Here is a 12,394-nt window from a genome sequence, read left to right as displayed (position 1 = left end):
ATAAAATAGCGATAAAACCCTACTTTTATAGGGTGATATTCCACACCTTTATGTAAATATAAAAAACACTGTTTTACACAACAACATTTAACTAAATTGTTTAGCAATTTACATAAAAAACTAAGCTGTAAAGGGGGTTTACAAAATAGGCTGAGTATCACTAAAAGTAGAGATAAAATGAAAAAACACAGCTATTTTCATTAAAAATACTAAAAAACGCAGTTTTAGGTTGATCTTTACTATGGTTTGTAATTAGAATCGCCCACTTTTTTAATTTGAGGGTACTTTTTTAGTGTTTCTCTCAAATATTTTTTGTTCTAACTAGTCGTATTAAGTGTGGTGAGTTTATGGATTTTTATGTCCTAAAAAAGCAGCAAAAACTAATTGCAATACCTGCAGACGTGCAAAATTGTAAGCAGTATATTAACTCAGGCTACCTGTATATTGATAAAGTGGCTGCTTGTAATGAAACAAACGCACTAGCAGTATTACAGGCCAAAAAAGCGAAGGCATTAAAGTGGCCTTTAACAATTGCGCTCGCAGCTTTGCCAGTTATTTTTATTGCTTGGTATACTTTAACCTAAAGCGATACTTGCATCTTTAATTGCCTTGGGTATATTGGCGCTCTTATGGTTTTTTAAGAGCGCAAAATGAAAGTTCTTCACACTTCAGACTGGCACTTAGGTCAGCAATTTTATGAACATGATCGCCGTCATGAACATCATGCTTTTTTCTCTTGGTTATTAACCACTCTCGTTAGCCAACAAATCGATTTATTGCTTGTTGCGGGCGATATTTATCATACTGCCACCCCCAGTGCTAGCGCCGAAAACCAACTCTATCAATTTATAAAAAATGCCAAAGCACAGTGCCCACAATTACACGTGGTCATAATTGCCGGCAATCATGACTCTGCTAATCGTATTTTGGCTGCTCAGCCCTTATTAGCCCAGTTTGATACCCATGTTGTAGGCCGGTTTGATCCCGCCAATCCAAATGACGTGGTAATAACAATTAATAATAACTACAAACACGCTGTAGTAATCGCTATGCCGTTTTTACGAACCAGCGATATAAGTACGTTTAGCCAGAGCGAGGATGGCCCTAGTTACGCACAAGGCGTTGCTAAAGCTTACCAACTAGCATTTGAACATGCATTAACGCTTACCGATGAAAGTACGCCTTTAATTGTTATGGGTCACTTGCATGCCAAAGGTGGAAATATTTCTGGTGATTCTGAGCGTAACTTAGTCATTGGCGGTGAAGAAGCCATTTCGGCGTCGGTATTTGGTTCAAAAGCCAATTACGTAGCGCTAGGGCATTTACACAAAGCGCAGTTAGTGGCTAAAAATGAGCATATTCGCTACAGCGGTACGCCTATTCCAATGTCGTTTTCAGAAAGGAAATACACCCATCAAGTCAATGTGGTTAAGTTTAACGGACAAAAAGACCAACCGCTAAGCACCACTGTAAACCCCCTTTACATTCCTCGACTCGCTGAAGTGATTGTACTTCCCGAGGGGGAGTGCGTCCCTTTAGCCAAGCTATGCGAGCAAATAAAAGCACTCGATACACAACAGTATGAAATAGCGCCGTACTTACGAGTAAAGCTAAAATCCAGTGATATTGACACCACTTTTCGTGAGCAAATTGAGCAAGCACTAAAAGGCAAACAGGTTAACTTTTGCGGTATAGAACGGATACGCGATCAGCAAGTGAATAATTCTTCAGAAACGGTATTTGAGGATTTAAGCTTTGTGGAAATGCTCAACCCAATTAATTTGCTCGAACAAGCCTTTAATAACGACAAAGATATGGCTGGCGAAACTGTTCCCAATGAATTAAAAGCACTATTAACCAACGTTATTGATGAACTTGAACAGGAGCAGCTACTATGAAAATAACCGCCGTGCGTATTCATAACTTAGCCTCCATTGCTGATGCCGAAATCGACTTTTTAGCATCCCCACTCAAAGACGCAGGTTTATTTGCCATTACAGGTGACACCGGCGCGGGAAAAAGTACCGTACTTGATGCCATTTGTTTAGCGCTTTATACGAAAACTGCTCGTTTGAAAGGCGACAAAGGTAACCTAATTGATTTTAACGGCGACAACATAAAGCTTAACGATGCCCGCAATTTATTGCGCCGTGGGAAATGGGAAGGCTATGCGGAAGTGGACTTTAGCGGGCAAGATCAGCAACTTTATAGAGCACGCTACAGTATTCAACGCACGCATAAAAAAGTAACCGGCAAACTAAAAGTAGCCGAGCATACTTTGCATAGCTTACCTGATGAAACCTTAATTGCCGACAAAAGCAACACCATCAAAGCCATTGAAAATAAAATAGGCCTCACTTTTGAGCAATTCTCCCGTGCAGTGCTACTAGCACAACATGAGTTTGCCGCCTTTTTAAAAGCCACCGGCGATGAGCGCGCACAACTTTTAGAGTGCCTTACTGGCACCGATAAATTTAGTCGAATTGGCCAACGTATATTTGAGCGTAATAAAGCAGTTAAAGATAAATTTGAATTACTAACAGCCAGCTTAGCCAGTTATGCGTTATTGTCTGATGAAGAGCTAAGTGAGAAAAAACAAACTCTTGATGAACTTAAAAAACAAACTGAACACATAAAAACAACGTTGGCCAGCACAGAGCAGGGTGTTAATTGGTATAAACAAGCACACAGTTTAGAGCAAGCATTAATAGCGGCTCAACAAAACGAGCAACAAGCAAGTGATGCACTAAATGCGGTTAAAGCACAAAGTGAGCAAGCAAAACAAGCACAAAGTGCGCTTGAAATTAAAGACAATCGCCAGCGCTTTAAAAGCTTAACGGTGCAAAACAGCCAGTTAAATTCGCAAATAAAGGAATTAAACGCGCTGGATCATGCCGCGCTTATTAATGAACAAGCAAGTAAGGTTAAAAAACAACAAAGCGACTTAGCAACAGCAAAACAACAAAAACAAACGGCTGAGCCACTGATTACAAAGGCACGTGAGCTCGACAGTCAATTAGCTATTTTTACGCAAAGTATAACAAGCCTGACACAACAAAAAGCCAAAGAGCAGCAGCAATTAAGCGAATTACAACAGCAGTTACAACAAAATAAACTCAGCGTAGAACAGGCAACAACACAAAGTGCTCAGCATCAGCAATGGTTACAGGAAAACAATCAACTAAAGCCATTGGCCACTGATTGGAACTATTTTAATCACAGCTTTAAGCAGTTTTTTAATACTACAACGCAATTAAAAATACTCGAGCAACAAAAGCAAGCAACTACTTTGCAGCTAAGCACACTCGCTACCAACCTTAATGAGCAAAATAAACAGCTTGAACATGCAGAGCAAGTGCTAAGCACTGAAAAACAAAACCTAAATAAACTCACCCAACAGCAAGAGCAATTCAATATTGAGCAGTGTGATAATCAGCTTAAAAATATTGATTATTTAAAAGAGCAACGAGCGCGTTATAAGCAATTTAATCAAGAACTAAAGCACACAGTGCAGCAACAAAGTACTACAGCAGAAAAGCTAACTCAGAGTGAACAAACTAACATCACACTGCGTGAGCAATTAAGCAGAAAAGAGCAAGCACTTAAACACACCGAGCAATCGCTTAATCAAGCACGGCTGCGTGCGAGTGAACATGTTGAACATTTACGCGCACAACTACTGCCTAATGAGGCATGTGCGGTTTGTGGAGCCACTGAGCACCCGTTTGCAAACAATCAAAGCCAACCTTTTAATAACTTAATAACCGACTTTGAAAATACTTATACTGGCGCTAAGCAGCAGCACTTAGATGCACAAACCCAGCTACATCAACATCAAACGCAGCATGCTGTTTTAGTCGCAGAGCATAAGCAGCAAAGCCAAGCGATTGCTGATACCCAAGCCAAAATGTTAGACATTAAAAACACCATGCAAGCGGCTAAAACAGATCTTAATGACTTGAGCGTTGAGCAGCTTGATGACACCCATAAACAATTAAGCGAGCAAAAAGCGCAGTACTTTGCAGCACAAAAACAACAAAGCCAGTTGCAAGAAACGGTTAACCAACTGCAAAACACGGTTAAAAAAGAACAGACTGCTCAGCAACAATTAAATACCCAGCATGTTGAACTGAACAATCAGCTCACCATGCTTAATAATAAGCACCAGGAATTGCTCAGCCAAAGCGAAACACTTATAAGTGAGCTGAATTCTCATTTTGAAAACAGTCAATTTTGGCAAACATTACAAACCGGCGCGTTAACGCTAAGCGAATTAGGTGAGCAAGTAGAGCAGTATCAACATCAGCAACTACAACTTGAGCAAACTCAAAAGCAGCTAGACAGCGCCAATTTACAGCTGCAGCAGCTAACCCCGCTTATGACCAAAGCTGAGCAGCAAATTAGCACGCTCAACGACGATTTAACCCAGGCACAGCAACAACACAACAATACCCAGCAACAACGCTTAGCGTTATTCGATAACCAAACGATTAGCGCTGATGACTACCAGGCTCAGCTGAATAGACAAGTAGAGCAGTGCCAGAGTGAATTAAATCAGAGTCAACAGGCACACGATAGCGCCGTAAAACAGCGCGATGAGCACGCTATTACGCTTAAAAACCTTGAGCAGCGCTTCGCCGATAACAGCCAAGAGCTAACCACACTTGAAACACGCTATAGTGCTTGGTTTGAAGAGTTTAGCGCGCTTTATGCTGATATTAGCCATCAGCAAATCGAGATGCTACTGGCTATAAGTAATGACGATATTAAAGAGCAGCTAAAGCATAGCGAGCAGTTATCTCAAGCATTAGTTGATGCTCATGCTGCGCTAAAACAACAGCAAAATGCCAATGAGCAGCATCAGCAAAATAATAAGCCAGCACACAGCGAAGCACAGTTAATTGAGCAACAAACTCAATTAACTGTGCAGCAAACACAATTACACAATAACTTACTTACGATTAATACTGCCATCGAGCAGCACAACCAAAATGCAAAAGCTCTTGAGGGCAAGCAGGCTGAGCTAAGCAAGCTTAAACAACAAGTAGAACAATGGCATTTACTTAATAAAGTGCTCGGTGATGCAACCGGCAAAACAATGCGTAATTTAGCGCAAACACAAACACTAAAAATATTGCTACATTATGCTAATAGCCATTTAAAAACGCTGAATAAGCGTTACGAACTCACAGCAATAGCTGACTCACTTGATATAGCGATTATTGACCGCGATATGGCCGATGAACAGCGTTCGGTTAATACACTCTCTGGAGGAGAGTCGTTTTTAGTATCGTTGGCACTTGCATTAGGGCTGGCCTCTTTATCTTCAAACAAAGTGCAAATTAACTCGTTATTTGTTGACGAAGGCTTTGGTACACTAGATAGTGAAACACTTAGTATTGCAATGGACGCGCTAGATTCACTGCAAGCGCAAGGTAGAAAGGTCGGTGTGATTTCACATGTAAGTGAAATGAGCGAACGCGTTGCAACGCAAATTTATGTCGCTAAAAAACCGGGTGGATACTCCACCATAAACGTAATTTAAGGAAATAGTATGCCCACTTTTACAGGCGAAGAATCACAAGAGTATGATAACCGTATTACCCGTTTAGTCCCAGGTTACGAGCTATTACATCAACTAACCATCGCACAGCTAAGCGCTACGTTAACTGATAACGCCCATATTTTAGTGGTAGGCGCAGGCACAGGTAAAGAAATCGCAGCGCTGGCGAATATTAATTCTACATGGCAGTTTACCGCTCAAGATACCTCGGCCGACATGTTAGCCATTGCTAAGCAACGCTTTATAGAGCAAGGTATTGATGCACGTATCAGCATTGAGTGCCAACCAGTAGATAAATTAAAAGTTAAAGCCGACGCGGTATTATGTTTATTGGTGATGCATTTTGTTGAAGATAACGGCGATAAGAAGCAGTTATTAAAGGGGATTAAAAATAATCTTAAAAAATCTGCACCAGTATTTATTGCTGATTTAATGCGCCCAGAAACCCCGTTTGAACGAGAGGCACAACTTAATGCATGCAAAGAGCTTGGCCTTAGTGAAGCAGGAAAAACGCAAATGGCACATAACTTAGAGCGTGAGTTTTACCCGCTTGATCGGATGCGTTTTAGTGAGTTACTTAATGAATGTGGCTTTGGCATTCCAAAACTGTACTTTAAAGCACTTGGTTTTAGTGGGTACGTGGTATAAATTTTTTTCAAAAAAAAAGCTAATATCGTATTGATATTAGCTTTATCGCTTAACGTTAGTTTAGCGTGGTGAGTGCGCTTTAAAGCCCACTCCCTTTAAATTAGATGCAAACGATGTTTTCAGCTTGCGGGCCTTTTTGACCTTGAGTTACGCTGAACTGTACTTTTTGGCCTTCAGCTAAAGTTTTGAAACCGTCGCCTGAGATTGCGCTGAAATGTGCGAAAACGTCTGGGCCAGACTCTTGCTCAATAAAACCAAAACCTTTAGCTTCGTTGAAAAATTTTACAGTACCAGTAGTTGTATTAGACATAATAATATCCTAAAAAAATAAATAAAAAATTGCCTTAAAATAGGCGTTTAACAGGAAGAAAACAAACATTTAACTTGAGGATATCGCGAAGGATTATTACTAATAACAACGTGGTACTTACAAATAAATTGGGCTTTCTATCAACCCGATGGCAAGCAGAATAACAGCAATACAGTTTATAACAAGCTTTATTTATACTTTATTTTTATATACAACGGTAAAGCCTCTCATAATAGGCTTTACAGCGTCCTCGGCTTAACTTTTTAAACTTCGTGTTAAAACGTAACCTGTTAAAAGTGCAAATTACGCGCTCTTACAATATCTTTCATTACAATGGTTGAGGTTAAACGTTGTACACCTGGTAGGGCTGATAGCTTGTCATCGTAGAGTTGTTGGAACGCGGCTAAATCTTTAGTAACGACATGTAACAGGTAATCAGGTGTACCGAATAGCCGCTGAGCATTGGTGATCTGAGGAATAGCATCCACTGCTTGCTCTAATTTGCTTAACGACACTTTATCGCCCTCTTTAATAGTAATAAATACTAACGCAGAAAAGTTTAAACCCACTTTCTCAGGTGATATTTCGGTACGGTAACCCACAATTGCTTTGCTTTTCTCAAGCTCTTTAACACGGCGGTGACAGGGCGATACGCTTAGCCCAACACGATCAGCCAATTCAGAGAGGGTAAGTCTGCCATCAACTTGTAATTCGGCAAGAATTTTCCTATCCATGGTATCCATAGTTGATTATTTCCTAAAATGAACGCTTATATTAGTAAAATACAGTAACTTTTACTCATCAGAAAGGAATAAAATAGCTACTCACTTATTTTAGGTTATAGCGCTATGGATATTAATATTATTTTTTCTTTTTGGCTGGTATCAATTTTGTTTGTTCTCACCCCTGGTGCAGATTGGGCTTATACAATTAGTGCAGGAATAGCAGGCGATAAAATTGTTCCTGCGGTAGCGGGGTTAATACTTGGGCATTTAATGGCCAGTTTAATAGTAGTGGTAGGGTTAGGTGCGCTATTAGCTTCACATGACATTTTTATAAAGCTGTTAACCTTGTTCGGTGCTTTATACATAATTTGGATTGCTACATCACTGTACCGATTTCCTCCTATGCCTGCTGCCTATAACGATGGCCAACAACACACCTCAGACACCCCTCTAAAGTGGATGAGAAAGGGTTTTATTATTAGTGGTTTAAACCCTAAAGTCATGCTGTTATTTTTAGCCTTGTTACCACAGTTTGTGTTGCCAACTTTATCGTTTTCTATCACTGAACAATTGCTGGTACTGAGTGTAATTCATTTAGTAGGCTGTGCGTTGGTGTATTGGTTAATAGGGATAAGTGCCAGAAAAATCCTTAGTAACAATCCCGCATTGTCCCTTAAGTTTGGGCGTGCATCGGCATGTGTACTGTTTATTTTGGGCTCACTAATGCTAGTTGATAGCGCACAAAAACTAACTCACGTCGTGTAACAGTAGCAAAAAAGAAAGTGGCTTATCTTAACTGAGCCACTAATTCACTCAAACGGGCAATTTTAATATTACTCAGCTGCCTATAATCAAAATAGGGGCACACAATAATATTCTGGCTTTTATCTATAGCAAACTCATCATCAAGCCAATCAAATTGGGCGTTTAATTTACCTTGTTGTATTAAGTTTTTAGCGTGAGTTCGCCCAGCAATAATGTGCAACTGGTTTTTACTCTCAGTAAGCACCGGTGTGCTAAATAGTAATGCCGTCTTGCTATGCTGTTGTAACAACAGCTCATCTCGATATGCTTGCCAGCTTACTGCTTGTTTAGCAAATGAGTAATACTCGCTTGGCAGCGCAAATAACACTTTAGCGTACACATTAAAGACTTTTCGCCAGCCATTGCCACAGTGCTGATTTATACTGTTTATTTGCCCACTAACCACAGGCTCTAGCTGCTCTAGTGTTTCAAAGTAGGGCATAGGGGGCGCTTTTGCGACATACACAGCAACTCTAAATGAGTCATCACCTAACCCTATTAACTGCCTGCTCACCTTAACTACTCTTATTTTGCGCTAAAATACGGTCAAGATTATTAGCAAAGTTTTGTCTGTCACTTTGGCTTAACGGAGGCGGCCCGCCACTCATTTCTACGCCGCTTGAGCGCATAGTATCCATAAAGTCGCGTACATTTAGTAAGGAGCGAATGTTTTCAGTGGTGTAAAGCTCACCGCGCGGATTAAGCGCTTGGCCGCCGTTATCAATCACTTCGCTAGCTAGCGGAATATCTCCAGTGATCACTAAATCACCCTTTTCAACTCGTTTAACTATTTCATCATCAGCCACATCAAAGCCTGATGACACTTGCAGTCGGCTAATAAATTTTGATGGTGGAATGCGCATGGCATGATTTGCAACCAGTATTGTTTCTGTATGCGTACGCTCTGCAGCTCTAAATAAAATTTCTTTTATTACCACCGGACAAGCGTCAGCATCAACCCAAATTTTCATGCTAAGTTCTTTAAATTGCTTTAGTATTAGAGCGATCCTATAGCAATTTCTAAAGAAAAGGAAACAACATGAAACTCGCTTTTAAAACCGTATTATTTATTACTGCTATGTTTTTACTCAGTGCCTGTACCAGCGCACCTGAAGGAATAACCCCTGTTAAAAACTTTGATTTAGAAAAGTACCAAGGCAAGTGGTATGAGATAGCACGATTAGACCACTCTTTTGAACAAGGGATGGAACAAGTAACAGCCACCTACTCAATTAACGATGATGGAACGGTAAAGGTATTAAACAAAGGATTTATTAGCAAAGATCAGCAGTGGGACGAAGCCGAAGGCTTAGCTAAATTTGTAGAAAACACCGATACAGGGCATTTTAAAGTGTCATTTTTTGGGCCGTTTTATGGTGCCTATATTATTTTTGAGCTCGACCAACCTGATTATCAATATGCCTTTATTACCAGTTATAGCAAAGATTACTTATGGTTTTTATCACGCACACCAACAGTAAGCAAAGAGCTTAAGCAGCACTTTTTAAGCCAAGTAAAGGCGCTTGGGTTTGCAACTGACGAAATTATTTGGGTAAATCAAAAACCGCTGTAAAGGGGGTTTACATGAGAGTATGATAAATAACCTTAGCTGTAATAAAACGATCACCTTACTGTAAGGTAAGTTAAATAAAGCAAGGCTATATTAGCCGCATCTGCAAAGAGACAGGCAGGTGAAGACATAATGACAATCCCCCTTTTTTAATTGGCAAGCCTGATGGCTTGCCATTTTTTTCCGCAATTTAGCCTATTTTTTGGGATCAGGTTTTTACTAACTAAAGCCCATTTAAACCAAAAAATAACGTACTCATGGCCAATATTACTAATATGAGTAAGTTAAAAAGTTTAGTTAACCTCACCAAAAAGCTATAAAAAATCATTACAATTAAAGCACTTAACGTCATATAGCCACAAAATTGCAAACCACCATAACCTTGTAATTCGTTAACACATAACAGCAAACTTAGTAAAATACTGATCCAAGCAATACTCAATAAAACCAAACGCTGCTGTTGAGTGGGGCGCTTATTAAAAACATCCTTAAAATGATTAAACTTAGCCAGCGCAAAGCAGTTAAAAGCCAGCAAACATAAACTAAAAGGAAGCAAGGCAATCATACCTTTTGCTCCTGAGTATTTATTGGAGTTGGTTTTTTAGCTTGCAGAGCAGTACGTAATTTTTCGGTTTGTAACAAAAACAGCAAACCAATTGCTAGAAAAAGGCTATCAAACATAAATAATGCCCACTGCTCGTTACGCAAGTAACTGAATATATTACCCTCTGTTGTTATCGCATTAACAAGTGGCACACTAAAGCAAGCAATACTGTTTATGGCAGCCATCACACACCACTGCAACTTGTCACGCTTTACAAAGGCAATGATGAACACACATAGCCAAGTTAAAAAGAAAGCGAGTATTTCTTTATCCGCGCGCTCATCAACCTGTTTGCCAAGTAAACGATTAGCCAAAAAGAAAGCCGATGTAGCCAAGGGTAATCCCATCAATGTTCCTAGATTTAACCCTTCAACGAGCTTTAGCCCCCAAGATGGTTGAGTATTTTTTTTCATTCTTTCGCGTAAGCGCTTAGCCCACATTATGCAGCCTGTCGCTATCATTATGCAGCCGGCAATGCCGCCTAAGAAATATAAAACACGTAATAATGGTTCTGCTAAACGCCCAGTATGCATTGAGTTTAATGATTCATATAGCGCCTTACTGCCAGTGAGTTCATCATCAGTTTGAGCAACAAGTTCACCACTCGCTCCGCTAAAAATTAAACGGGGTGATTGATCCCTTAATGTTTTCCCAGGGCTCACCAAAACCATAATAGTTGCAGCGGCTTTATTCGGGTTATTAATAATTACCCGAGTTATATCAGCCTCTGGCCACTTAGTATAAACCTGATCTAAAACAGTATTGATAGGCACTAAAGGTGCAGTACCTTGCAATGATTCTGTTACAGGACTACTTGGCGAAACATCATTGAAAAAACCACGTATTCCATTTTCATAAACGGTTTGCGCGGGGTAGGGAAATATCATAAATATCAGAGTAATAATGCCGGTATAGGTAATCATTAAATGAAACGGTAAGGCAAATACAGAACTTAAATTATGTACATCTAACCAGCTACGACTGCCTTTATTAGCTCTAAAAACAAACATATCTTTAAAAATTCGTTTATGAATTACTATCCCTGATATCAATGCAATAAGCATAAACAAGCTTGCAAAACACACAATCCAACGCGCTGTTTTTACATCAATATAATGTAAATCAAAATGCAGGCGATAAAAGAAATTTCCCCCTCGGGTATCTACAAAGGGTGCTAAAGGCTGCATGGAATTTGGATCTATACGGGTGTTTTCAAAAGACGCTCTGCGCTGCCCTGGCTCTTTTGGCTTAGCATAACCATACGTTAAATAGGGTACACGTTCTTCTGGGAGTGTTATACGCCAATTAGGCGCATTAGGTGCTTGCGAATTTAAATACTCAACGCCGCTTATTATTTGTTGCTGTTGCGCGCCAATACGGTCTGTCTGCTGCTCAATATTATGAATACTTGGCTGATTCCATAAACTAACTTCATCTCTAAAAAAGCTGATGGTGCCTGCAAAAAATATTAAATACAGTAACCAACACACGAGTAAACCTACCCATGTATGTAACCAGGTCATTGAGCGAAAAAAACTCCCTTTCATAACCATCCCTTCATTAACGACAATATAAAAAATTGCACTGCAACACTTAGTAAAATACTGATCCAAACTGTTTTTAACGACTGAAGATAAAAACTATAAATAAACACCAGTGCATAAATTAAAATACTCGCAGACACACTTAAAAGAACCGCGTCAACTTTAGAGACCGGCACCACAACACTTAACAGCGACACACTGACGGCAGTAAAAAAATACCCGCCCACAATGGCGACAAAAAAACGCGATAAAACCGCTAATTTATAGTTAAAGCGCTGCATAAATTGCCATAACATAGAAAAAGCGGGTTTGGGAAAGTCTAAAAGACGGTTAGAGGCCTGCATATACTGCGAATTCCTTTTAAACATAGCTAAAAAAGATGGCGATATTATAACGCCAACAAACACAAAAGATAGTAATTCTTATTTGTATTTGAATGCAGTGATAAGCATTAAATTGAGTTAGTTAAATGCTGATCTACATTAAGATTAACAACCAGTAATAAAACAACACGTATAAGGAAAGGCCTTCCTAGATGTGTTGTTGTTACCGACGAAATATATATAGGCGCAGTAAACATCCGTCAGTATATGAAATTAAAATTTAGCTAAAAGCACTTTTTTTAA

Annotated in this window: 13 protein-coding genes; 6 read left to right on the top strand and 7 right to left on the bottom strand. The window is 39.6% G+C overall.

Annotated features, from left to right (window positions below; translation table 11 throughout):
* Positions 1-347: 347 nt before the first annotated feature.
* The 4 genes from ACZ5WS_RS17895 (at position 348) to ACZ5WS_RS17880 (ending at position 6,211) form a co-directional block, all read left to right on the top strand.
* Complete coding sequence (locus ACZ5WS_RS17895) at positions 348-584, top strand: hypothetical protein (RefSeq protein ID WP_010388711.1); 237 nt, start codon at positions 348-350, stop codon at positions 582-584.
* A gap of 66 nt (positions 585-650) precedes the next feature.
* Positions 651-1,898, top strand: a complete 1,248-nt coding sequence (locus ACZ5WS_RS17890) for an exonuclease SbcCD subunit D C-terminal domain-containing protein (protein ID WP_464711639.1) — start codon at positions 651-653, stop codon at positions 1,896-1,898.
* Complete coding sequence (locus tag ACZ5WS_RS17885) at positions 1,895-5,545, top strand: AAA family ATPase (protein ID WP_464711637.1); 3,651 nt, start codon at positions 1,895-1,897, stop codon at positions 5,543-5,545. The genes ACZ5WS_RS17890 and ACZ5WS_RS17885 overlap by 4 nt, the downstream gene beginning before the upstream one ends.
* 9 nt (positions 5,546-5,554) lie before the next feature.
* On the top strand, positions 5,555-6,211 hold the full coding sequence (locus ACZ5WS_RS17880; RefSeq protein WP_464711635.1) for a class I SAM-dependent methyltransferase: 657 nt from the start codon (positions 5,555-5,557) through the stop codon (positions 6,209-6,211).
* Positions 6,212-6,311: 100 nt separating this feature from the next.
* Here ACZ5WS_RS17880 and ACZ5WS_RS17875 read toward each other — a convergent pair whose 3' ends face one another.
* Together ACZ5WS_RS17875 and ACZ5WS_RS17870 are read right to left on the bottom strand one after the other, a co-directional pair.
* Entirely contained in the window at positions 6,312-6,521 is a 210-nt protein-coding gene (locus ACZ5WS_RS17875; protein ID WP_008110773.1) for a cold-shock protein, read from the bottom strand.
* A gap of 290 nt (positions 6,522-6,811) precedes the next feature.
* Entirely contained in the window at positions 6,812-7,255 is a 444-nt protein-coding gene (locus tag ACZ5WS_RS17870) for an Lrp/AsnC family transcriptional regulator (RefSeq protein ID WP_226916194.1), read from the bottom strand.
* 114 nt (positions 7,256-7,369) lie between these two features.
* Here ACZ5WS_RS17870 and ACZ5WS_RS17865 point away from each other — a divergent pair, with 114 nt between their 5' ends.
* Positions 7,370-8,011: a LysE family translocator gene (locus tag ACZ5WS_RS17865; RefSeq protein ID WP_138622193.1), complete on the top strand. Its 642-nt coding sequence runs from the start codon at positions 7,370-7,372 to the stop codon at positions 8,009-8,011.
* Between the two features lie 22 nt (positions 8,012-8,033).
* Here the strand turns inward: ACZ5WS_RS17865 and ACZ5WS_RS17860 are convergent, their stop codons facing one another.
* Both ACZ5WS_RS17860 and ACZ5WS_RS17855 read right to left on the bottom strand, forming a co-directional pair.
* Entirely contained in the window at positions 8,034-8,564 is a 531-nt protein-coding gene (locus ACZ5WS_RS17860; protein ID WP_464711632.1) for a DUF6942 family protein, read from the bottom strand.
* Between the two features lies 1 nt (position 8,565).
* Complete coding sequence (locus ACZ5WS_RS17855; RefSeq protein ID WP_138606442.1) at positions 8,566-9,021, bottom strand: YaiI/YqxD family protein; 456 nt, start codon at positions 9,019-9,021, stop codon at positions 8,566-8,568.
* Between the two features lie 68 nt (positions 9,022-9,089).
* Between ACZ5WS_RS17855 and ACZ5WS_RS17850 the strand changes: the two genes are divergently transcribed.
* A complete protein-coding gene (locus ACZ5WS_RS17850; protein ID WP_464711631.1) occupies positions 9,090-9,623 on the top strand; it encodes a lipocalin family protein in 534 nt (177 codons plus the stop codon).
* 220 nt (positions 9,624-9,843) lie between these two features.
* Here the strand turns inward: ACZ5WS_RS17850 and ACZ5WS_RS17845 are convergent, their stop codons facing one another.
* Genes ACZ5WS_RS17845 through ACZ5WS_RS17835 form a run of 3 tightly spaced genes read right to left on the bottom strand, consistent with a single transcriptional unit; the run spans position 9,844 to position 12,112 of the window.
* On the bottom strand, positions 9,844-10,185 hold the full coding sequence (locus ACZ5WS_RS17845) for a DUF3325 domain-containing protein (protein ID WP_464711629.1): 342 nt from the start codon (positions 10,183-10,185) through the stop codon (positions 9,844-9,846).
* Positions 10,182-11,771: a PepSY-associated TM helix domain-containing protein gene (locus tag ACZ5WS_RS17840; RefSeq protein WP_464711627.1), complete on the bottom strand. Its 1,590-nt coding sequence runs from the start codon at positions 11,769-11,771 to the stop codon at positions 10,182-10,184. The genes ACZ5WS_RS17845 and ACZ5WS_RS17840 overlap by 4 nt, the downstream gene beginning before the upstream one ends.
* Positions 11,768-12,112 (bottom strand): hypothetical protein, encoded by a 345-nt coding sequence (locus ACZ5WS_RS17835; RefSeq protein WP_290170372.1) that lies wholly within the window; start codon positions 12,110-12,112, stop codon positions 11,768-11,770. The genes ACZ5WS_RS17840 and ACZ5WS_RS17835 overlap by 4 nt, the downstream gene beginning before the upstream one ends.
* Positions 12,113-12,394 lie beyond the last annotated feature (282 nt).

The sequence above is a fragment of the Pseudoalteromonas sp. 11L1 genome, from assembly GCF_055397545.1.
This window is presented reverse-complemented; position numbering and strand designations above follow the sequence as displayed.